Origin of the sequence: Pseudomonas sp. CCI1.1, from assembly GCF_034348165.1 — a bacterium.
Taxonomy (GTDB): domain Bacteria; phylum Pseudomonadota; class Gammaproteobacteria; order Pseudomonadales; family Pseudomonadaceae; genus Aquipseudomonas; species Aquipseudomonas paracarnis.
Genome location: NZ_CP133780.1, coordinates 3,996,297 through 4,016,147, shown reverse-complemented (window position 1 = coordinate 4,016,147; position 19,851 = coordinate 3,996,297). Strand labels below are relative to the sequence as shown.

The window sequence follows — 19,851 nt, the reverse complement described above, 5'->3', positions numbered from 1 at the left end:
TGTGATCAGTCTGCGCTGCCCTGCGGGCTCAGCCACCCGCGAACCCTGCGGTACAACTGCTCTTGCTCCGCCGCGCTATTGCCGGGTAACGCCGTGAGCGACACCTGCTTATAGCTGTCATTCTTCGAGCGCTTGGCCGCCTGGAGTCGCTCCAGGGCGTTCTTGCGATCCTGGGCGCCCTCTTGATAGAACACATCCGCCGCGGGCACCTTCAAGGCCGGCGCCAGTTGCTGCAGGTCCGGTTGGCGAGCTGCGGGCGTCTTGCCGGCCACCATCACCAACCTCTGCACCTGGGAGGGTTGTTTCTCGCTGAGGTAGCGTGCCGCCCACCAGGCCCCGGTGCCATGGCCGAGCAACACCACGCTGCGGGCGCTTTGGGTCTGGGCGAAGGCGACGGCGGCGTCGATACGGTCGAAGATCCGCTTGGCGTCGGTCTTGTCCTGTTCATCCGCCCCCGGCACCACCGCCGGGTCTGTGCCCTCGGCCTCGGCACTGGCGGCTTGTTCGACCGGCTTGGCTGCGGTGCTGCCTTCCTTGCTGCTGGTATCGACCGCCGCTGTCGGCGGCTCGATGAGCCGTGGCGGCAGGGTGTCCACACTGACGTCAGGCAATGACAGGCTGAGGGTGCCCCAGGCGGCGTCCGGTAACTTGCGCCGCAGAGGCGCGATGGCCTGCGGCCAGTCCGCGTTCTCCCCGGCACCTGGTATGAGAATCACCACACCCTCGGCTTCGGCGCTGTTGGCGGGTTTCCATAGCGCCAGGAACGAATCGCTACCAGCTTGCAATTGCTGTTGCTCCTGCTGCGGCACCTGCCGTTCGAGCGCACTGGCTTCTTGCTGGCTACGCTCGGGCAAGGCCTGGCGTTCAGCCGGTTTTTCGACGGCAGGCGAGGGGGCATCCTCGGCCTGAACAGGCAAGACGCTGGTAAACAGCAGTGACAGGCACAATGCTGGCAGTGCCGAACGGTGAAGAAAAAGCATCGTTGATTCCCGGCCAGAAGTGATTCCAGCAGCCTAATGGGTAGGTCGGTATTTGTCAGGGGTATGAGGCGCGGTTCTCGCTACCGACAGGCTATCGGCGGTTTGTTAGCTGTCTTGATGGTCGCGGCGCGGCCATTCAACCAATGAATGGCAGACAACACGCCAGGGGCAGCTATTCTTGTGCCAGCCCATCATTCATAAGAGGCCGCGCACATGAGTACTTCCTCATTCAAGATCGCCCACAAACTGCTGACCGGTGCAGGTGCCATCGAACAACTGGCTGCCGAACTCACGCGCCTGGATGTGGATAACCCACTGATCGTCACTGACGCCGCGCTGGTCCAGTCCGGTACCGTTGCGCTGGCCTTGGAGCATCTGGGTGATCGAGCCTACGAAATCTTCGACCGCGTGCTGCCCGATCCGGAAATTGCCATCGTCGAAGACTGCATGCGTGCGTACCGCGAAGGGGGGCATGACGGCCTGATCGGTGTGGGCGGCGGCAGTGCCATCGACATCGCCAAGAGCGTGGCGGCCTATGCCGGTTATCACGGCGCGCTGGCGGACTTGTTTGGCGTCGATCAGGTGCCGCGCAAAGGCCCGCCGTTGATCGCCATCCCCACCACGGCCGGTACCGGCTCGGAGGTGACCAATGTGGCGATACTGTCCGACAAGGCTGCACAGCTGAAAAAAGGCATCGTCAGCGATTACTTGCTGCCGGATGTCGCGCTGATCAGCCCGCAAATGACCTTGACCTGCCCGCGAGGTGTTACGGCCGCCAGCGGCGTGGACGCCTTGGTGCATGCCATCGAGTCCTACCTGTCGCTGCATGCCTCGCCGATTACCGACGCCCTGGCCATCGGTGCGATCAGATTGATTGCCAGCGCGTTGCCCAAGGCTTACGCCAACCCGGCCAACCTGCAGGCCCGTGACGACATGGCCACCGCCAGCCTGATGGCCGGCATGGCATTTGGCAACGCGGGCGTCGGTGCCGTGCATGCGCTGGCGTACCCGTTGGGTGGGCGCTTCAATATTGCCCATGGCGTCAGTAATGCGCTGTTGCTGCCGTATGTCATGCACTGGAACAAATTGGCCTGCGTCGAGCGTATGCAGGACATCGCCCAGGCCATGGGCGTCAATATCGCCGGGCTGAGTGTGAATGACGCTGCCGACCAGGCTGTAGAGGCGATGACGCGGTTATGTGCGGCAGTGGAGATCCCGTCCGGCCTGCGCAGTTTCGGCGTGCCCGAGGACGCCATCCCGGCCATGGCCAGCGAAGCTGCAGGCATTGAACGCTTGATGCGTAACAACCCGCGCAAGCTCAGCGCCGCCGATATCGAAAAAATCTACCGGGCAGCTTACTAACCGTTGAGATAGGTCACGGTGCGCGCAGCAAAGCATGAGGTATACAATGCGCGCCATCGTGATTTAGCTCAAAAAAGGTGCGTCATGCAGCCCTTCGTCATTGCTCCATCGATTCTCTCTGCCGACTTCGCCCGCCTGGGTGAGGAAGTGGACAAGGTGTTGGCCGCCGGTGCCGACTTCGTGCACTTCGATGTCATGGACAACCACTACGTACCCAACCTGACCATCGGCCCGATGGTGTGCGCCGCGTTGCGCAAGTACGGCATCACCGCGCCGATTGATGCGCACCTGATGGTCAGTCCGGTAGACCGTATCGTCGGTGACTTCATCGAGGCGGGTGCGACTTACATCACCTTCCACCCGGAAGCTACATTGCACGTTGACCGCACCTTGCAACTGATCCGCGAAGGCGGCTGCAAGGCGGGCCTGGTATTCAACCCGGCCACTCCGCTGAGCGTGCTTGAGTACGTGATGGACAAGGTCGACATGGTCTTGCTGATGAGCGTCAACCCAGGCTTCGGCGGGCAGAAGTTCATCCCTGGCACCTTGAACAAGCTGCGTGAGGCCCGTGCGCTGATTGATGCGTCGGGGCGTGACATTCGCCTGGAGATTGACGGCGGCGTTAACGTCAACAATATCCGTGAGATCGCCGCAGCGGGTGCCGATACCTTCGTGGCCGGCTCGGCGATTTTCAATGCCCCGGACTACCAGGCCGTCATTGACAAGATGCGTGCCGAACTGGCGCTGGCGCGTCCATGAGCGGTTTTGAGCAGTTGTTCCCCGGCAAATTGCCACGGCTGGTGATGTTCGATCTGGACGGTACCTTGATCGACTCGGTGCCCGACCTGGCGGCCGCGGTGGACCAGATGCTGCTCAAGCTGGGGCGCAAACCGGCAGGCATCGAGTCAGTGCGCAAGTGGGTCGGCAATGGCGCGCCGATGTTGGTGCGCCGGGCCCTGGCCAACGACATCGATGCCACGGGCGTGGATGAGGTCGAGGCAGAACATGCCTTGGAGCTGTTCAATGCCGCTTACGAAAGCAGCCACGAACTGACCGTGGTTTACCCCGGCGTGCGTGACACCCTCAAGTGGTTGAGCAAGCAGGGCGTGGAAATGGCCCTGATCACCAACAAGCCGGAGCGCTTCGTTGCGCCGTTGTTGGACCAGATGAAAATCGGGCGCTACTTCCGCTGGATCATCGGCGGCGATACCTTGCCGCAGAAAAAACCAGACCCTGCGGCCCTGTTTTTCGTAATGAAAATGGCCAATATTCCGGCGTCTCAGTCGCTGTTTGTCGGCGATTCGCGCAGTGATGTGTTGGCGGCTAAAGCGGCGGGCGTGCAGTGCGTGGCCTTGAGTTATGGTTACAACCATGGCCGGCCGATTGCGGAGGAGTCCCCCGCTCTGGTCATTGATGACCTGCGACTGCTAATCCCCGGTTGCTTGGGCGCGGGCGCTGAGATAACGTTGCCCGACATTGATTCGTCCCCTTCTGGAAATTCCATCGTGGTGGTCACTCGCAAACTCTGGATGAAAGTCATCAAGGCCCTGGCCCGCTGGCGTTGGCGCGCCTGACTGATCCAGGCCGCGTGTGCGGCACGTTTGCCTACCTGACTTGACCCTCACACCACGAGGCACCTCATGACCCGCGAAGAATTCCTGCGTTTGGCCGCTGCCGGCTACAACCGTATCCCCATGGCTTGCGAAACCCTGGCCGACTTCGATACGCCGCTGTCGATCTACCTGAAGCTGGCCGATGAGCCCAACTCTTACCTGCTTGAGTCGGTACAAGGCGGCGAGAAGTGGGGCCGTTACTCGATCATTGGCCTGCCATGCCGCACGGTGCTGCGGGTGCACGACCATCATGTGAGCATCACCCATGACGGCGTGGAGATCGAAAGCCATGACTTAGAAGACCCGCTGGCCTTTGTCGAAACCTTCAAGGCGCGCTACAACGTGCCGACCATTGCTGGCCTGCCGCGCTTCAATGGCGGCCTGGTGGGGTACTTCGGCTATGACTGCGTGCGCTATGTGGAAAAACGCCTGGGCAAATGCCCGAACCCGGACCCGCTGGGGGTGCCGGACATTTTGCTGATGGTGTCCGACGCGGTGGTGGTGTTCGACAACCTCGCCGGCAAGATGCATGCGATTGTCCTCGCCGACCCCGCCCAGGCTGATGCCTTCGAACAAGGCCAGGCCAACCTGGAAGCGTTGCTGGAAAAACTTCGCCAGCCGATCACCCCGCGTCGCGGCCTGGACCTCAGCCGCCCCCCGGCGGCCGACCCGGTGTTCCGCTCCAGCTTTACCCAGGATGACTACGAGCGCGCCGTCGATACCATCAAGGAATACATCCTTGCCGGTGACTGCATGCAAGTGGTGCCGTCGCAACGCATGTCCATCGACTTCAAGGCGGCGCCGATTGACCTGTACCGCGCACTGCGTTGCTTCAACCCGACGCCGTATATGTACTTCTTCAACTTCGGCGACTTCCACGTCGTGGGCAGTTCGCCGGAAGTGCTGGTGCGGGTTGAAGACAACCTGATCACCGTGCGCCCGATTGCCGGCACGCGCCCCCGTGGGGCGACCGAAGAAGCCGACGTGGCGCTGGAAGAAGACCTGCTCAGCGACGAAAAGGAAATTGCCGAACACCTGATGCTGATCGACCTGGGGCGCAACGACACCGGGCGTGTCTCGGAAATCGGCTCGGTGAAACTGACCGAGAAGATGGTCATCGAACGGTATTCCAATGTGATGCATATCGTGTCCAACGTCACCGGCGAGCTGAAGGCCGGGCTGACGGCGATGGACGCCCTGCGAGCGATTTTGCCGGCGGGCACATTGTCGGGGGCGCCGAAGATCCGTGCGATGGAAATTATCGACGAACTGGAGCCGGTCAAGCGTGGTGTCTACGGCGGCGCCGTCGGGTATTTTGCCTGGAACGGCAATATGGACACCGCCATTGCGATCCGCACGGCCGTGATCAAGGACGGCGAACTGCATGTGCAGGCGGGCGGCGGGATTGTGGCGGACTCGGTGCCGGCCCTTGAATGGGAAGAAACCCTCAACAAGCGTCGGGCGATGTTCCGTGCCGTGGCATTGGCAGAGCAAACTCCACAAGACTGAAGCTGGAATAAAAAATGTGGGAGCGGGCTTGCCCGCGACGACGGTGTGTCACTTGAGATATTCAGTGACTGATCCACCGCCATCGCAGGCAAGCCAGCTCCCACATTTATTTTGCGCAGTATTTAGAAATCCAGACTGACTCCGACATTGATGCCTTGCTGGGTCAAGTTGTCATCCTTTCTCACGTTATACGCCGCCCGCAACGCCAGGTCCTGAGTCAGCTTGTGGCTGACACCCAGGCTCAAGCGGTCAGAATTACTGCGAGGCGTATACCCGTCGAGCTTGAAGTCGATCCCCTGCACGCTGTTGAGCGAAATGTTCACCTTCTGGGTGTCATTTTCAAACTCATGCTCGTGGGCCACTTCGCCAAAAACCTGGGTTTGCGGCGTGATGCGGTAGCTGCCTTGCAGGCCGACGCCCAGGCGTTTGGAGTCGCGTTGTTGATCGTCAAAGGTCAGGGCGGTGGAGCGGCTGCTTTTCTCCGAGTAACCATTGACTTCAACCCGCGCGTAATCGGCGCTGATGAACGGCGAGAGGTGCCAGTCGCTGCCCGGCGCGGCGATGTCATACCCCACGCGGCCGCTCAGGGCCCAGAGCCAGCCATCGGTGTCACCTTTCTCCGAGCCTTCGCTGACACCCAGGGCAAACTTGCGTTTGAGGCTGTCAAAGTCCAGCTTGCCGCCGGTCAATGCGGCATCGGCCCACCAGTGGTTCTGCTGATACTGAGCGAATGCCGTGCCCATATAGCTGTTGAGCTTGTAGTCCGAATCATTGGCGCCGGCTTCGAGAGTCTGCCGATACAGGCCGGCGGCAACGCCCACGCGCCAGTTTTCATCGAGCCGGTAGCTGCCACCGATATTCAGGTTATAGCCGCTGCCGTCGCCACTGGCCGAGCTGCTCTGATCATCGAAATCCAGGCGTTGGCCGCCGCCGGCCACTATGGCGCGCCATTGGCCGACGGCTTGCCAACTGCCGTTGTCCGCTTGCCATTGGTTACGCAGCTCGTCCTGGTGGGCGCGCAATGTGCCTTGGGCCATTTCCGGCAGCAAGGTCAGTTCCCACGGCGCGGCGAGTAGCGAATAGGCGTAGTCGGCAATCAAGCGTTGCCCGGCCACGGTAGGGTGGACCGAGTCGTTGTAGATCAGCTTGGTTGGGTCCGGGTTGGTGCCGCCGATGCCATAGGTTGGGTTGGCGGTGCAACTGTTACCGCTGAAGCAGGTGCCCGTCAGGTTCTGCCCGGTGGCTAGGCCGAAGCGGGCTGGATCGGCGAAGGCCTCGTTCAACAGCAGCGGGATGTTCAGCGGGATAACCTGCGCATCCACTTGTGACAGACGCTGTACCAGGGACTGGTTGAAAATAGTGCTCAGGGCCGAAGTCGCTGCTTGCTGTGGGGTGCCGTTGATGGCCGGCGTCAGGCCCAGGTCGGGTAGCATCCACACCATAATGTAACGCGCGCCGGCTTGTTGCAGGGCCTGGGCGCTGTCCGCCAGCCTGCCACCGGCGGCGACCGCTTGAGCGGGGCTGAGTACCCGGCCTTGCAGGAAGTCATTGCCGCCACCGGAAAGGAAGTAAAGTGCGTTCGGGTCGGCTCTCCCACCATTAGCCGGCAGATAGCCCTGCCGACTGCGCAACACAGTGCCGCCCCCGGGGTTGCCTGGGGGAATCGCAGCATTGGAGACTGAGGTAATGGAGTCGAGGATATTGTCGGTACGGTAGCCACCCACTGCCCAGTTGTTGCCGTCTGGCAAACCCTGGGCTGCGCGAACCGGTGAGGTGGAAGCATTCAGGTCGTTGGGAGCGACGCCCAGTTTCGTGCCCAGCAGGGTCGATGAGACCAGGCCGTATTCACCCTGGAAGGTCGGCCCGGTTCGGTTGGTAAAGCGCAATGTGGCGCCGGCCGAACCGTCGGGAAACTGGCCTGCATCCGCCAGGCTGTCGCCGAAAACCACCATGGTTGAATAAGGTGACGGGGCTGCGAACGCCTGGGCGCAGGCCAATGATAGGAGGCAGCCGGCAAGGGGCGCGAAAAACGCTGGTCTGAGCATGCAAGATTCCATTGGGTTGTTTTTATGTCGGAAGTGAACACTAGCAAAATTTCTGGCATTTTCTGTAGGGAAATCCGGAATCCACCTACGTTGCGTCCCCGTATTTGCGGCTCCATATTGCACCGCTGGCGAGCCTACGTTACTGTGCCTGAACGTATGAATGAGACCCTCCCCGTGTTGATCATCAGCAAACTCTTGATGCGAGTAGTCAAGGCACACGCCCGTTGGCGTTGGCGCGCCTGACATTTTTCTCTGCCGGCCTGGCCGGACCTGTACCGATTTGCCTTCTTCACCCGTTGTCTGACGCCCCTTGCCAACTCACCCTGGCAACCGGAACGTGCGTCTGGCAGCGGGTCACACGCTTGGAAGGCGGTCATTTGAAATCAGTGAATTCAAGAGGTTTGAACCCACATGTTGCTGATGATTGATAACTACGACTCCTTTACCTACAACGTTGTGCAGTACCTGGGCGAACTGGGTGCCGAGGTCAAGGTGGTGCGCAACGATGAACTTACCGTTGCTGAAATCGCTGCGCTGAACCCCGAGCGCATCGTGGTTTCGCCTGGCCCGTGCACGCCGACCGAGGCGGGCATCTCTCTGGAAGCTATCCAGTATTTCGCCGGCAAGCTGCCGATCCTGGGCGTCTGCCTGGGCCATCAGTCCATCGGCCAGGCGTTTGGCGGTGATGTGGTGCGCGCGCGCGAGGTCATGCACGGCAAGACCAGCCCGGTGTTCCATCGGGATTTGGGTGTATTCCATGGCTTGAACCTGCCGGTGACCGTGACCCGTTACCACTCTCTGGTGGTCAAGCGTGAAACCTTGCCCGAATGCCTGGAACTGACCGCCTGGACCCAATTGGAAGACGGCTCGGTCGACGAGATCATGGGCCTGCGCCACAAGACATTGAACGTCGAAGGGGTGCAATTTCACCCTGAATCAATCCTGACCGAGCAGGGCTACGAGCTGTTCGCCAACTTTCTCAAGCAGAGCGGCGGCACGCGCTAAGGACTTTTCATGGATATCAAGACTGCCCTGAGCCGTATCGTCGGCCATCTGGACCTGAGCACCGCGGAAATGAGCGATGTGATGCGCGAGATCATGACCGGTCAATGCACCGATGCTCAGATCGGCGCTTTTATGATGGCGATGCGCATGAAGAGCGAAAGCATCGACGAAATCGTCGGTGCGGTGTCGGTGATGCGTGAGCTGGCGGACAAGGTCGAACTCAAGACCCTCGACGGCGTCGTCGATGTAGTGGGCACCGGCGGTGACGGTGCGAATATTTTCAACGTGTCGACCGCCTCATCCTTCGTGGTGGCCGCCGCTGGTTGCATCGTCGCCAAGCACGGGAACCGCGCGGTGTCTGGCAAGAGCGGCAGTGCCGACTTGCTGGAAGCTGCCGGTATTTACCTGAACCTCACGCCGGTGCAAGTAGCGCGCTGCATCGACAGCGTTGGCATTGGCTTCATGTTTGCTCAGTCCCATCACGGCGCGATGAAGCACGCTGCCGGCCCGCGCAAGGACCTTGGCCTGCGTACCCTGTTCAACATGCTCGGCCCGCTTACGAATCCGGCCGGTGTGAAGCATCAGGTGGTGGGCGTGTTCAGCCAGGCGCTGTGCCGGCCGCTGGCCGAAGTATTACAACGCTTGGGCAGCAAGCACGTGCTGGTGGTGCACTCCAAGGATGGCCTCGACGAATTCAGCCTGGCTGCGCCGACCTTCGTGGCGGAGCTGAAGAACGACGAGGTCACCGAATATTGGGTCGAACCTGAAGACCTGGGTATGAAAAGCCAGAGCTTGCACGGCCTGGCGGTGGAAAGCCCGGCGGCTTCGTTGGAGTTGATTCGTGATGCTCTGGGGCGTCGCAAGACCGAAAACGGTCAGAAAGCTGCGGAAATGATTGTGCTCAACGCTGGCGCAGCACTTTACGCCGCCGACCATGCCTATAGTCTCAAGGAAGGTGTCGCCTTGGCCCACGATGCGCTGCACACCGGCCTGGCTCGTGAGAAGCTCGAAGAGCTGGGAGCATTCACCGCCGTATTCAAGATGGAGAATGAAGGATGAGTGTGCCAACCGTTCTGGAAAAGATCCTGGCCCGCAAGGCTGAAGAAGTGGCCGAGCGCCGCGCCCGCGTGGGCCTGGCCGAGTTGGAAGCCCAGGCGAAAAGCGCCGATGCGCCACGCGGCTTTGCCAATGCCTTGATCGCCCAGGCCAAGCTCAAGCAGCCGGCCGTGATCGCCGAGGTCAAGAAAGCCTCGCCGAGCAAGGGGGTGATTCGCGAGAACTTTGTACCCGCCGAGATCGCCGCCAGTTATGAGAAGGGTGGGGCGACTTGCCTGTCCGTACTGACGGATATCGACTACTTCCAAGGTTCAGACCTGTTTCTGCAACAGGCGCGCGCCGCGTGCAAGTTGCCGGTGATCCGCAAGGATTTCATGGTGGATCCGTACCAGATCGTTGAAGCCCGAGCCTTGGGTGCCGACTGCGTGTTGCTGATTGTCTCCGCATTGGATGACGTGAAGATGGCCGAGCTGGCGGCCGTGGCCAAAAGCGTCGGCCTGGACGTGCTGGTCGAAGTACACGACGGCGACGAACTGGAGCGCGCATTGAAGACCCTCGATACTCCGCTGGTGGGCGTCAACAACCGTAACCTGCATACCTTCGACGTCAGCCTGGAAACCACCCTCGACCTGCTGCCGCGTATCCCGCGTGATCGTCTGGTGATTACCGAGAGTGGCATCGTCAACCGCGCCGATGTGGAACTGATGGAAATCAGTGGCGTGTACTCGTTCCTGGTGGGCGAGACGTTTATGCGCGCAGAGAACCCGGGGGCGGAGCTGCAGCGCTTGTTCTTCCCGGAGCGCGGTACGACGATCAGCGGTTCGACACTAGACTGATTTGAAATACGCTCGGAACTGTAGGAGCTGGCTTGCCTGCGATAGCGGCGGGTCAGCCAACCTCTGTGTAGCTGACACACCGCTATCGCAGGCAAGCCAGCTCCCACATTGGTTTTGTGTTTATTCAGGTAGGTAGGTGTTCGATGCTCCAGCCCGTGATCATGACTGTCGAAGCAGGCCTTGCCGCCGAGCAAGACCTATTGGCAGCCGTTTGCGCGGGTGAGCAGGCATTCGGATTGCTGTTCTGGCAGCCCAGTGACCAAGCACTGGTCATGCCGCGCCGTTTGAGCCGGCTGCCGGCATTCGCGGTGGCGAGCCAGGTTTCGGCCGATGCGGGTTGGCCGGTATTGCTGCGTGAAACCGGTGGTGAGCCAGTGCCGCAGTCCGGCGCCACGGTCAACATCGCCCTGGTCTATGCCCCACCGCGCAGTGAAAGCGACCAGGGGCGCATCGAAACCGGCTATCAGCGCTTGTGCCAACCGATTTGTGATCTGTTGATCGAGTTGGGTGGCGATGCGTCCGTCGGCGAAATTGACGGTGCCTTTTGCGACGGCCGTTACAACGTCAACCTCAATGGCCGCAAAATGGTGGGCACTGCCCAGCGTTGGCGACAAAGCGGTGGCCGCCCGGTCGGGTTGGTGCATGGCGCAATGTTGCTGGAGAATGATCGTGAGCAATTGATTGCGGCGGTCAACCGCTTCAATCAAGCCTGCGGTTTGGAGCAGCGGGTTCGCGCCGATAGCCATATCGCACTGCACGAAGCGTTTACGGCGCCGGATGCGATCCGTCGGCTCGACACGTTGTACCGTCAGATGCTGGCTGGCTTCCTGCCGGTTTAACGGGTACCGAACACCACCATCGTCTTGCCTTTGACGTGCACCAAGTTGCGTTCTTCCAAGTCCTTGAGCACGCGGCCGACCATTTCTCGTGAACACCCGACAATACGTCCGATCTCCTGGCGCGTGACTTTGATCTGCATGCCGTCGGGATGGGTCATGGCATCGGGTTGCTTGCATAGGTCCAACAGGCAGCGAGCGACGCGGCCGGTGACATCAAAGAACGCCAGGTCGCCGACTTTGCGGGTGGTGTCGCGCAGGCGCTGGGCGATCTGACCGCTCAGGGCGTACAAGATGTCCGGATCATGCTGGGCCAATTCGCGAAATTTTGCATAGCTGATTTCGGCCACTTCGCACTCAACTTTGGCTCGTACCCAAGCACTGCGTTCCTGCTCTTTGCCTGCTTGTTCAAACAAACCCAGCTCCCCGAAGAAGTCTCCGGCGTTGAGATAGGCAATGATCATCTCACGGCCATCCTCATCCTCGATCAGGATGGTGACTGAGCCCTTGATGATGAAAAACAGGGTTTCTGAGCGCTCGCCGGCGCAGATGATGTTGTGCTTGGCCGGATGACGTCGGCGCTGGCAATGCAGCAACAGCTTGTCGAGGTTCTTGATCTTGGGTGTGGGAGTAAGAGCAACCATGGTTGTATCCCGAAAAGACTGCGCGGTGTAGTTGGCGTTGTTTTTATCCAGCGGCATCTCATTGATATACGCTGTACAAGTCATGGCAATGCGCCATTCATTTGGCGCCAGCTTACCAGACACCTTCTGTCGCGATTAGCCAATTTAGCGGCAAACGCTGTCATTTATCGAATTTATGCAGAGCGCTGTTGTTTCAAGGCCCTGTGCTAAGCTGGCGACCCTTTTTTAGCAGTGGAGTCTGGGCGATGAAGGCACGCATCCAATGGGCGGGCGAAGCCATGTTCCTCGGTGAGTCGGGCAGCGGCCATGTGGTGGTCATGGACGGTCCGCCGGAAGCCGGCGGTCGTAACCTGGGTGTACGCCCCATGGAAATGTTGCTGCTGGGTGTGGGCGGTTGCAGCAATTTTGACGTGGTCAGCATCTTGAAGAAGTCCCGCCAGGCCGTGGAAAGCTGTGAAGCCTTCCTGGAAGCTGAACGCGCCACTGAAGACCCCAAGGTTTTTACCAAGATCCATATGCATTTCGTGGTCAAGGGCCGGGCGCTGAAAGAAGCCCAGGTCAAGCGCGCCATCGAGCTGTCGGCAGAGAAGTACTGCTCAGCATCGATCATGCTGGGGGCTGCGGGCGTGGTCATTACCCACGACTACGAAATCATCGAGCTGGGTTGATTACAGCAGGCAAAAGAAAGGGCGCTTCGGGCGCCCTTTTTTCGGTTCAGATTCGATAAGTGCTTTTGGTCATGACCTTGGCCAACAGGCTCATGCCGAACCGTACCGGGGCTGGAAAGCGGAAGCCGCCCGCGTCCAGCGCGCTTTCTGCATGGTGCTCTTCGTCAATGCGCATCTGCTCAAGAATGGCCCGTGACTTTTCGTCTTCGGCCGGCAGTTGCTCCAGGTGTTCATCCAGGTGCTTGCACACCTGATGTTCTGTCGCGGCCACAAACCCCAGGCTGACTTTGTCACTGATCAGCCCGGCAGCCGCGCCGATACCAAACGACAAGCCATAAAACAGTGGGTTGAGCACGCTGGGATGGCTGCCCAACTGGCGGATGCGTTGTTCGCACCAGGCCAGATGGTCGATCTCTTCCTCGGCCGCATGCTCCATCGCCGTGCGTACCTGTGGCAACTTGGCGGTCAGCGCCTGGCCCTGGTACAGCGCCTGGGCACAGACTTCGCCGGTATGGTTGATGCGCATCAGGCCAGCGACGTGACGGGTATCGGTCTCGCTCAACTGTACATCCGGCTGCACGATGGCGGGCGATGGGCGGTAGGGCTGGCCACTGAACGGCAGCAGGGTGCGCATGGCCATGTCGGCTTGCAGCAACAGACGGTCAATCGGCGAGTAGTGACGTTGGGTAGTCATGCTGACCTCCGGGAAGAATCTCGGCGGCCAGTTTACCGCAAGAGAGCGTCCAGCGTTTGTGCTGAGTCAATTTGCCCTTGTGCACTCAGCCCGGTGGCCAGTTCATCTGGCGCTGACCCAGCACGTGCATATGGATGTGGTAAACGGTTTGCCCGCCGTCTTCATTGCAATTCATCACCACACGAAAGCCTTTTTCGCAGCCTTGTTCCACGGCCAGGCGTTGGGCGGTGAACAGGATATGGCCGGCCAGCGCCTTATCGTCCTCGGTCAGGTCGTTGAGGGTACGAATGGGTTTTTTCGGGATAACCAGGAAATGCACTGGTGCCTGGGGGGCGATATCGTGAAAAGCCAGGACTTGGTCATCTTCATAGATGATCTTCGCCGGTATTTCCCTGTTGATGATCTTGGTGAACAGAGTATCCACAGCTGTATCTCCATCGTGAAAAGTGAGGTAAGTGTACGTAGGCCGTCAGCGCGGGCAATAGGCCTTGTTGATGGCACCGGCAATTTTGCGGGTCAGCCAGCGGGGGCTCAGGCGTGGGCTGAACGTCAGCCAACGATTGCGGCGCCCGGGAATGATGATGGCCTTGTTCTTTTCCAGCGCCCGCACGGTGTAGAGCGCGACTTCTTCCGGGCTCATCAGTTGCTGGCTGCGGTCGAGTTTCGCCGTATCCATCTGCGCGGTGCCGAAGAATGCGGTGCGCGTAGGGCCAGGGCACAGCACTGAAACCTTGATGCCGCAGGTCTTCAATTCCTCGCGCAACCCTTCGGAGAAGTGCAGCACGTAGGCTTTGCTGGCGTAGTAGCTGCTCATCCACGGCCCAGGCTGGAAGGCCGCGACCGAAGCCACATTGAGGATTTGCCCGCCGCCATGCAGGGCCATGGCATTGCCCAGTGCGTGGCACATGCGGGTCAAGGCCAGGATGTTGACTTCGATGAGGTCCTGCTCGGTCATCCAGTCCTGGGCCAGGAACGGCCCGCTGGTGCCGATGCCGGCGCAGTTGACCAGCAGGTCGATCTGTCGCTCACCCTCTTCGAGCTCCAGCAAAAAGCCGGACAAGCGCAGCGGCTCGCCCAAATCACAGGCGCGAAACAGTACCTCGACGCCGAAGCGTTGGGTCAATTCCAATGCAATGCTTTCCAACTGATCACGCTGGCGGGCCACCAGAATCAAGCTACGGCCACGCCGTGCCAAGGCTTCGGCCAATGCCAGGCCGATGCCACTGGAGGCGCCGGTGATCAGAGCGTAACGGGTCATGCCTTTCTCCATCGCAACGCCGCCGGCCCATGACAGTGCGTCACAGGCGGCGGGCGTTTCTTCACTGTTCTGGAGAGTCTACAGGTTCGGCTGCATCGTCAGCACTTTGCGCTGCGGCTTCGTCAACGATAGCGCTTTGATCGGCGTCTGCATCGGAGGTGATGGAGCTGCTTTCGTAGCTGCTGTCCATGTTGGCTTCAAGCTGGTCCAGGTAGCCGTTCATGCCCAGGGTGACGACGATGATGAGCATCAAGGGAATGAACGCCAGCCACAGCGAGGCCAGGATTTTCACCGCAGTGGAGTTGCGTGGTGGTGGCGCGCCGTATTGGTTGGCGCCCGTGTTGCCTGGCAATACCAGCAACAGCAGCGGGAAAACACTGTTAACCAGCGGAACCAGGTTGAGCAGGTACAGCCAGCCAGACCAGCCCAGGTCATGCAGGCGCTGCACGCCGATTTGCACGCTCACCACTACCAGTGCCACAAACAGCGCGAAACCCAGCAGTGAGCCAATAATGATGGCGATGGTTGGCGAGGCTGTCGCCACCGCGAAGCCCACCGTACTGATGATGCCCGCTGCCACCAACATCGCGACGGTCAGTGCCAGCGTCCAGGCCAGGTAGCGCAGGCGCCCGATGCGCCCGTGGATGGTGAAGACCTTGAGGGTTGCGAACTCCGGCAGGTCGTCGCCAACGGCAGCGCGTGGGGGAGCATAAGGTGAGGCGGCGGCGCGGTCAGCGGTTGACGAGCTTGTTTCGTGGGTTTCTGCCAGGCTGAATGCCACAGGTTGTTCGGCCTCGATGCGAGCGTCGACCCCGGCGTTGTGCAGTGCCGTGAGGTAAGTTTGCGCGTCGGGGTGGGACAGGTCGCGCTTGAGCGCGACGGGGCGGCCGGTGAAGAGCTTTTCGATCGCTTCAACATCACTTTTGAATAACTCGGCGAGGTTCAGCTTGGCGGTGGTGCTTTCGACACCTGGGCGCAAGGCTCCGTCAAACACAATCTTGAAACGGCTGTCGCTCATGCGGGCATCCTTGTCACTTAATCAGGGAGAGTATGCAGGCCTGTCCAATCGGCAGGCCTGCCAGTGGGTCAGCGTGGCCAGCGCAGTTGCGCGGCGTGCTCGCGTGCTTTGCGGTATTCGGCATCCAGGCGGGCAACGAGGTCATCCACACTGGGTACATCATTGATCTCACCGACGCCTTGGCCAGCAGACCATACAGTTTTCCACGCTTTGGCCTCATCGCTCAATGGCTTGAGCTTGGAACCGAAGTTGACTTCACCTTTGCCTTGAAGCGCAGCGAGGTCAAACCCGGCATTTTCCAGGCTCTGGCGCATGAAGCTGGCAGGTACGCCGGAGACTGCTGGAGTGTGCACGATGTCGGCGGCGCGCGATGTGAGCAGCATCTCCTTATACGCATCCGGTGCCTGGCTTTCGGTGGTGCCGATAAAGCGCGTGCCGAAATATGCCAGGTCTGCCCCCAGCACCTGGGCGGCGAGGATTTCGTGCCCATGGTTAAGGCAGCCCGCCAGCAGTAGGGTTTTGTCGAAGAACTGGCGAATTTCGGCAATCAGTGAAAAGGGGCTCCAGGTGCCAGCGTGGCCACCCGCACCAGCGGCGACGGCAATGAGGCCATCAACACCCGCTTCAGCGGCTTTCTCGGCATGGCGTCGGGTAGTGACGTCATGAAATACCAGGCCGCCGTAGCTATGAACCGCGTCCACCAACTCCTTTACCGCACCGAGACTGGTGATGACGATGGGCACCTTGTGCTCGACGCAGATCGCCAGGTCTGCCTCCAGTCGCGGGTTGCTATTGTGCACGATCAGGTTCACGGCATAGGGCGCAGGGTTGTCCAACTGAGCCAGGCCCGCTTCGATTTCTTCCAGCCAGGCCTTGAAGCCACTGCTTTCGCGTTGGTTGAGCGCCGGGAAACTCCCAACTACCCCGTTGCGACAGCAGGCCAGGACCAGTTGCGGATTAGAGATCAGAAACATCGGCGCGGCCACCACGGGCAGGCGCAGACGTTGTTCCAGCAGAGCGGGCAGCGACATTGGAGGTTCCCCGAGTAATTGACGTTAGAACGGTTTGACCACGACCAAAATTACGATAGCCAGCAATATCAGAACCGGGACCTCATTGAACCAGCGATAAAAGACATGGCTGCGGGTGTTTTCGCCACGGGCGAAGCGCTTTACCTGTGCGCCGCACATGTGATGGTAGCCAATCAGCAGGATGACCAGGGTCAACTTGGCGTGGATCCAGGCGCCCGACTGGAAAATGCCGGGGTTGAGGGCCAGCATCCAGATGCCGAAGACCAGTGTGGCAACCATCGCCGGGCCCATGATGCCCCGGTACAACTTGCGCTCCATGATGCTGAAGCGTTCCTTGCTGACGGTGTCTTCGCTTTGGGCGTGGTAGACGAACAGGCGCGGCAGGTAGAACAGCCCGGCAAACCAGCAAACGATGCTGACGATATGGAAGGCTTTGACCCATAGATAGAGCATTTTAGTTATTCCCAGGTTCACGGTAGCGAAGATAGTAGTGGCTCATGCGCCCGTACGTCACGTTGACGGTTGTCGCAGGACGATACGGCCCCTATTATCGACGGCTTTCCAGTGGGTTCGTTGAGGGCAGGTTTATGGTCAAGGTCGGTATCGTCGGCGGCACGGGTTACACCGGTGTCGAATTGCTGCGTCTGTTGGCTCAGCATCCGCAAGCTGAGGTGGTGGTCATCACTTCCCGATCCGAAGCCGGGCTGGCCGTGGCCGATATGTACCCGAACCTGCGAGGCCACTATGACGGTCTGGCGTTCAGTGTGCCGGACACCAAGACTCTGGGTGCCTGCGACGTGGTGTTCTTCGCCACGCCTCACGGTGTCGCCCATGCTCTGGCCGGTGAGTTGCTGGCGGCCGGTACCAAGGTTATCGACTTGTCGGCAGACTTCCGCCTGCAAGATGCCGACGAGTGGGCCAAGTGGTACGGCCAGCCCCATGGTGCGCCGCAGCTGTTGGAAGAGGCGGTTTACGGCCTGCCGGAAGTCAATCGCGAGCAGATCAAGCAAGCACGCCTGATTGCGGTGCCGGGTTGCTATCCGACGGCGACGCAATTGGGCTTCCTGCCATTGCTGGAAGCTGGCCTGGCGGATGCGTCGCGGCTGATCGCCGACTGTAAGTCGGGCGTCAGTGGTGCGGGCCGTGGCGCGGCGGTCGGTTCTCTATACTCCGAAACGTCGGAAAGCATGAAAGCCTATGCGGTAAAAGGTCATCGTCACTTGCCGGAAATTCGCCAGGGCCTGCGCCGCGCTGCCGGCCAGGATGTGGGTCTGACCTTCGTGCCGCACCTGACGCCGATGATCCGCGGGATTCACTCCACGCTGTATGCGACTGTCACTGATCGCTCGGTAGACCTGCAGGCGTTGTTTGAAAAACGTTATGCCAATGAGCCGTTCGTCGATGTGATGCCGGCCGGCAGCCATCCGGAAACGCGCAGCGTGCGTGGTGCCAATGTGTGCCGTATTGCGGTGCATCGTCCGCAGGATGGCGACCTGGTGGTGGTGTTGTCGGTGATCGACAATTTGGTCAAGGGCGCTTCGGGCCAGGCGGTGCAGAACATGAATATCCTGTTCGGCCTGGACGAGAAGTTGGGCCTGTCCCACGCGGGGATGTTGCCTTAACGCGGGATCACCGTTGCGCAAAAGGCCCTTTGATCGGGCCTTTTGCATTTTTAATGGTCGCTGGGCGGATTGATATACCGTAACAATAGTTGACCGCTTTTCTAGGAGAAGCGGATAATACCCGCCATTACGCATATGGCGGCGCTACGCCGGGAGATTATCAGCATGAGCGTTGAGTCCTTCACCCCCACGGCTTTGCAATTCACCCACGGTGCTGCGCACAAGGTGAAGAGCCTGGTCGATGAAGAGGGTAATGATCGCTTGAAGCTGCGCGTATTCGTTACGGGCGGCGGTTGTTCAGGGTTTCAGTACGGTTTTACCTTCGATGAAGATGTGGCCGATGACGACACTATCGTTGAGCGCGAGGGTGTAAGCCTGGTCGTGGATCCGATGAGCTTCCAATACCTGGCAGGTGCCGAGGTGGATTATCAGGAAGGTCTGGAAGGCTCGCGTTTCGTGATCAAGAACCCTAATGCCACCACGACATGTGGTTGCGGGTCTTCGTTCTCGATCTGATCGGTAGCAGATACAAAAACGCCGCTTGGCTTTTACGGGCCAAGCGGCGTTTTGCTGTCTGGGATTCAGGCGGGGTAGATCGCGCCAAGCACTCGAAGCCCACGTGCGCCAGTGACGCTGGGACGATTGGCGGCAATGCCTTCAAGGCAGCAATGGGCCAGCCAGGCGAAGGCCATTGCCTCTACCCAGTCAGGGTCTACGCCATAGGCCGCTGTAGTGCTGACATGGGTGGAAGGCAGCAACGTTCTCAGCCTGCCCATCAGTGCCCCGTTATGGGCGCCGCCGCCGCAGATCAGCAAGGTTGTTGTGTCAGTCTGGGCGCTTTGCAGGGACTCGACGATGGTCAGGGCCGTCAGCTCCAGCAGGGTGGCCTGTACGTCTTGGGGTTCAAAGGTGGGCAAACGGCCAAGGTGCTGCTGCAGCCAGGCCAGGTTGAACACCTCTCGGCCCGTGCTTTTCGGGCCTTTGGTCATGAAGAACGGATCGCTGAGCAGCGTATTGAGCAGCTGGGGCTGGACCTTGCCGCTGGCCGCCCATTGCCCGTCCCGATCAAAGTGTTCTCCGCGCTGCAGGTGAATCCAGGCATCGAGCAGCACGTTCCCCGGGCCGCAGTCGAAACCGGCGACAGGCTTGCCCGTCTCGATCAGGCTGAGGTTGCTGAACCCGCCGACATTCAATACCGCGCGATTGCCCGTCTGCTCGCCGAACAAGGCTTCATGAAAGGCTGGAACCAAAGGAGCGCCTTGGCCGCCGGCAGCGACATCGCGGCTGCGGAAGTCGCTGACGACAGTGATGCCTGTCAGTTCGGTGAGTAGGGCAGGGTTGCCGATCTGAACGGTGAAGCCTCGGGCGGGTTCATGGCGAATCGTCTGGCCATGACTACCAATCGCCCGAATGTCCTGAGGCTTGAGGTTTTGTTGCTCCAGCAAGGCGATGATCCCTTGTGCAGCGAGCGTCACCCATTGCTGCTGGGCAATTGCCGAACGGGCGATTTCATCCGGGCCGCTGGCGCATAGGCTCAGCAGTTCTGTGCGCAAGGCGTCGGGCATTGGGATATAGCGAGTGGCGATCAGATTGATCGCCGCGCCTTGTTCGATAAGGGCGATATCCAGGCCGTCGAGGCTGGTCCCGGACATCACACCGATATAGAGCGGCATA

At 60.2% G+C, this 19,851-nt stretch carries 21 protein-coding genes; 11 read left to right on the top strand and 10 right to left on the bottom strand.

Annotation, left to right across the window (positions count from 1 at the left end; all coding sequences use genetic code 11):
* Nucleotides 1-5: 5 nt before the first annotated feature.
* Nucleotides 6-980, bottom strand: coding sequence for an alpha/beta hydrolase family protein (locus tag RHM69_RS18225; protein ID WP_200600068.1), 975 nt, complete (start codon nucleotides 978-980; stop codon nucleotides 6-8).
* Nucleotides 981-1,193: 213 nt separating this feature from the next.
* On the opposite strand from RHM69_RS18225, the gene RHM69_RS18220 reads away from it, so the two are divergent.
* The 4 genes from RHM69_RS18220 (at nucleotide 1,194) to trpE (ending at nucleotide 5,464) form a co-directional block, all read left to right on the top strand.
* The gene (locus tag RHM69_RS18220; RefSeq protein WP_014720173.1) at nucleotides 1,194-2,342 is read left to right on the top strand and encodes an iron-containing alcohol dehydrogenase; all 1,149 of its coding nucleotides are present in this window, start codon (nucleotides 1,194-1,196) and stop codon (nucleotides 2,340-2,342) included.
* Between the two features lie 84 nt (nucleotides 2,343-2,426).
* A complete protein-coding gene (gene rpe, locus RHM69_RS18215) occupies nucleotides 2,427-3,101 on the top strand; it encodes a ribulose-phosphate 3-epimerase (protein WP_003194703.1) in 675 nt (224 codons plus the stop codon).
* On the top strand, nucleotides 3,098-3,916 hold the full coding sequence (locus RHM69_RS18210) for a phosphoglycolate phosphatase (protein WP_014720172.1): 819 nt from the start codon (nucleotides 3,098-3,100) through the stop codon (nucleotides 3,914-3,916). Before rpe ends, RHM69_RS18210 begins: the two co-directional genes overlap by 4 nt.
* A gap of 66 nt (nucleotides 3,917-3,982) precedes the next feature.
* Nucleotides 3,983-5,464: an anthranilate synthase component I gene (gene trpE, locus RHM69_RS18205; RefSeq protein WP_200600066.1), complete on the top strand. Its 1,482-nt coding sequence runs from the start codon at nucleotides 3,983-3,985 to the stop codon at nucleotides 5,462-5,464.
* A 122-nt stretch (nucleotides 5,465-5,586) separates the two neighbouring features.
* Here trpE and estP read toward each other — a convergent pair whose 3' ends face one another.
* Nucleotides 5,587-7,509: an esterase EstP gene (gene estP, locus RHM69_RS18200; protein ID WP_019817792.1), complete on the bottom strand. Its 1,923-nt coding sequence runs from the start codon at nucleotides 7,507-7,509 to the stop codon at nucleotides 5,587-5,589.
* A 411-nt stretch (nucleotides 7,510-7,920) separates the two neighbouring features.
* Between estP and RHM69_RS18195 the strand changes: the two genes are divergently transcribed.
* From RHM69_RS18195 to RHM69_RS18180, 4 genes are all read left to right on the top strand, one after another.
* Nucleotides 7,921-8,514 carry an aminodeoxychorismate/anthranilate synthase component II gene (locus RHM69_RS18195; RefSeq protein WP_014720169.1) on the top strand — a complete coding sequence of 198 codons (594 nt, stop codon included), beginning with the start codon at nucleotides 7,921-7,923 and terminating at the stop codon, nucleotides 8,512-8,514.
* Between the two features lie 9 nt (nucleotides 8,515-8,523).
* Nucleotides 8,524-9,573: an anthranilate phosphoribosyltransferase gene (gene trpD, locus RHM69_RS18190; RefSeq protein WP_200600055.1), complete on the top strand. Its 1,050-nt coding sequence runs from the start codon at nucleotides 8,524-8,526 to the stop codon at nucleotides 9,571-9,573.
* Nucleotides 9,570-10,406, top strand: coding sequence for an indole-3-glycerol phosphate synthase TrpC (gene trpC, locus RHM69_RS18185; RefSeq protein ID WP_014720168.1), 837 nt, complete (start codon nucleotides 9,570-9,572; stop codon nucleotides 10,404-10,406). The genes trpD and trpC overlap by 4 nt, the downstream gene beginning before the upstream one ends.
* 143 nt (nucleotides 10,407-10,549) lie before the next feature.
* Entirely contained in the window at nucleotides 10,550-11,245 is a 696-nt protein-coding gene (locus RHM69_RS18180; RefSeq protein ID WP_014720167.1) for a lipoate--protein ligase family protein, read from the top strand.
* On the opposite strand, the gene crp is transcribed toward RHM69_RS18180, so the two are convergent.
* Nucleotides 11,242-11,886 (bottom strand): cAMP-activated global transcriptional regulator CRP, encoded by a 645-nt coding sequence (gene crp / locus RHM69_RS18175; RefSeq protein WP_014720166.1) that lies wholly within the window; start codon nucleotides 11,884-11,886, stop codon nucleotides 11,242-11,244. The two genes, RHM69_RS18180 and crp, sit on opposite strands and share 4 nt — an antisense overlap.
* A 245-nt stretch (nucleotides 11,887-12,131) precedes the next feature.
* On the opposite strand from crp, the gene RHM69_RS18170 reads away from it, so the two are divergent.
* On the top strand, nucleotides 12,132-12,554 hold the full coding sequence (locus RHM69_RS18170) for an OsmC family protein (RefSeq protein WP_003194686.1): 423 nt from the start codon (nucleotides 12,132-12,134) through the stop codon (nucleotides 12,552-12,554).
* Nucleotides 12,555-12,600: 46 nt separating this feature from the next.
* On the opposite strand, the gene coq7 is transcribed toward RHM69_RS18170, so the two are convergent.
* The 6 genes from coq7 to hemJ all read right to left on the bottom strand — a co-directional run bounded on the left by coq7 (nucleotide 12,601) and on the right by hemJ (nucleotide 17,008).
* A complete protein-coding gene (gene coq7 / locus RHM69_RS18165) occupies nucleotides 12,601-13,248 on the bottom strand; it encodes a 2-polyprenyl-3-methyl-6-methoxy-1,4-benzoquinone monooxygenase (RefSeq protein ID WP_003194684.1) in 648 nt (215 codons plus the stop codon).
* 85 nt (nucleotides 13,249-13,333) lie between these two features.
* Nucleotides 13,334-13,672: a histidine triad nucleotide-binding protein gene (locus RHM69_RS18160; protein WP_003194682.1), complete on the bottom strand. Its 339-nt coding sequence runs from the start codon at nucleotides 13,670-13,672 to the stop codon at nucleotides 13,334-13,336.
* Between the two features lie 45 nt (nucleotides 13,673-13,717).
* Entirely contained in the window at nucleotides 13,718-14,506 is a 789-nt protein-coding gene (locus RHM69_RS18155) for an SDR family NAD(P)-dependent oxidoreductase (RefSeq protein WP_003194680.1), read from the bottom strand.
* 61 nt (nucleotides 14,507-14,567) lie between these two features.
* Nucleotides 14,568-15,524, bottom strand: coding sequence for a DUF805 domain-containing protein (locus tag RHM69_RS18150; protein WP_032903899.1), 957 nt, complete (start codon nucleotides 15,522-15,524; stop codon nucleotides 14,568-14,570).
* Nucleotides 15,525-15,592: 68 nt separating this feature from the next.
* Complete coding sequence (locus RHM69_RS18145) at nucleotides 15,593-16,555, bottom strand: NAD(P)H-dependent flavin oxidoreductase (RefSeq protein WP_014720163.1); 963 nt, start codon at nucleotides 16,553-16,555, stop codon at nucleotides 15,593-15,595.
* A 24-nt stretch (nucleotides 16,556-16,579) separates the two neighbouring features.
* Complete coding sequence (gene hemJ, locus RHM69_RS18140; RefSeq protein ID WP_038451716.1) at nucleotides 16,580-17,008, bottom strand: protoporphyrinogen oxidase HemJ; 429 nt, start codon at nucleotides 17,006-17,008, stop codon at nucleotides 16,580-16,582.
* Nucleotides 17,009-17,142: 134 nt separating this feature from the next.
* On the opposite strand from hemJ, the gene argC reads away from it, so the two are divergent.
* Entirely contained in the window at nucleotides 17,143-18,177 is a 1,035-nt protein-coding gene (gene argC, locus RHM69_RS18135) for an N-acetyl-gamma-glutamyl-phosphate reductase (RefSeq protein ID WP_014720162.1), read from the top strand.
* A 165-nt stretch (nucleotides 18,178-18,342) separates the two neighbouring features.
* Nucleotides 18,343-18,693: an iron-sulfur cluster insertion protein ErpA gene (gene erpA / locus RHM69_RS18130; RefSeq protein ID WP_003176443.1), complete on the top strand. Its 351-nt coding sequence runs from the start codon at nucleotides 18,343-18,345 to the stop codon at nucleotides 18,691-18,693.
* Nucleotides 18,694-18,758: 65 nt separating this feature from the next.
* Here erpA and RHM69_RS18125 read toward each other — a convergent pair whose 3' ends face one another.
* Complete coding sequence (locus RHM69_RS18125) at nucleotides 18,759-19,850, bottom strand: anhydro-N-acetylmuramic acid kinase (RefSeq protein WP_032903897.1); 1,092 nt, start codon at nucleotides 19,848-19,850, stop codon at nucleotides 18,759-18,761.
* Between the last annotated feature and the right edge of the window lies 1 nt (nucleotide 19,851).

What these genes read in the sequence shown, in the direction of transcription:
- RHM69_RS18225 (WP_200600068.1), bottom strand. Translation starts at nt 980, where the DNA reads ATGCTTTTTCTTCACCGTTCGGCACTGCCAGCATTGTGCCTGTCACTG.
- RHM69_RS18220 (WP_014720173.1), top strand. Translation starts at nt 1,194, where the DNA reads ATGAGTACTTCCTCATTCAAGATCGCCCACAAACTGCTGACCGGTGCA.
- rpe (WP_003194703.1), top strand. Translation starts at nt 2,427, where the DNA reads ATGCAGCCCTTCGTCATTGCTCCATCGATTCTCTCTGCCGACTTCGCC.
- RHM69_RS18210 (WP_014720172.1), top strand. Translation starts at nt 3,098, where the DNA reads ATGAGCGGTTTTGAGCAGTTGTTCCCCGGCAAATTGCCACGGCTGGTG.
- trpE (WP_200600066.1), top strand. Translation starts at nt 3,983, where the DNA reads ATGACCCGCGAAGAATTCCTGCGTTTGGCCGCTGCCGGCTACAACCGT.
- estP (WP_019817792.1), bottom strand. Translation starts at nt 7,509, where the DNA reads ATGCTCAGACCAGCGTTTTTCGCGCCCCTTGCCGGCTGCCTCCTATCA.
- RHM69_RS18195 (WP_014720169.1), top strand. Translation starts at nt 7,921, where the DNA reads ATGTTGCTGATGATTGATAACTACGACTCCTTTACCTACAACGTTGTG.
- trpD (WP_200600055.1), top strand. Translation starts at nt 8,524, where the DNA reads ATGGATATCAAGACTGCCCTGAGCCGTATCGTCGGCCATCTGGACCTG.
- trpC (WP_014720168.1), top strand. Translation starts at nt 9,570, where the DNA reads ATGAGTGTGCCAACCGTTCTGGAAAAGATCCTGGCCCGCAAGGCTGAA.
- RHM69_RS18180 (WP_014720167.1), top strand. Translation starts at nt 10,550, where the DNA reads ATGCTCCAGCCCGTGATCATGACTGTCGAAGCAGGCCTTGCCGCCGAG.
- crp (WP_014720166.1), bottom strand. Translation starts at nt 11,886, where the DNA reads ATGGTTGCTCTTACTCCCACACCCAAGATCAAGAACCTCGACAAGCTG.
- RHM69_RS18170 (WP_003194686.1), top strand. Translation starts at nt 12,132, where the DNA reads ATGAAGGCACGCATCCAATGGGCGGGCGAAGCCATGTTCCTCGGTGAG.
- coq7 (WP_003194684.1), bottom strand. Translation starts at nt 13,248, where the DNA reads ATGACTACCCAACGTCACTACTCGCCGATTGACCGTCTGTTGCTGCAA.
- RHM69_RS18155 (WP_003194680.1), bottom strand. Translation starts at nt 14,506, where the DNA reads ATGACCCGTTACGCTCTGATCACCGGCGCCTCCAGTGGCATCGGCCTG.
- RHM69_RS18150 (WP_032903899.1), bottom strand. Translation starts at nt 15,524, where the DNA reads ATGAGCGACAGCCGTTTCAAGATTGTGTTTGACGGAGCCTTGCGCCCA.
- RHM69_RS18145 (WP_014720163.1), bottom strand. Translation starts at nt 16,555, where the DNA reads ATGTCGCTGCCCGCTCTGCTGGAACAACGTCTGCGCCTGCCCGTGGTG.
- hemJ (WP_038451716.1), bottom strand. Translation starts at nt 17,008, where the DNA reads ATGCTCTATCTATGGGTCAAAGCCTTCCATATCGTCAGCATCGTTTGC.
- argC (WP_014720162.1), top strand. Translation starts at nt 17,143, where the DNA reads ATGGTCAAGGTCGGTATCGTCGGCGGCACGGGTTACACCGGTGTCGAA.
- erpA (WP_003176443.1), top strand. Translation starts at nt 18,343, where the DNA reads ATGAGCGTTGAGTCCTTCACCCCCACGGCTTTGCAATTCACCCACGGT.
- RHM69_RS18125 (WP_032903897.1), bottom strand. Translation starts at nt 19,850, where the DNA reads ATGCCGCTCTATATCGGTGTGATGTCCGGGACCAGCCTCGACGGCCTG.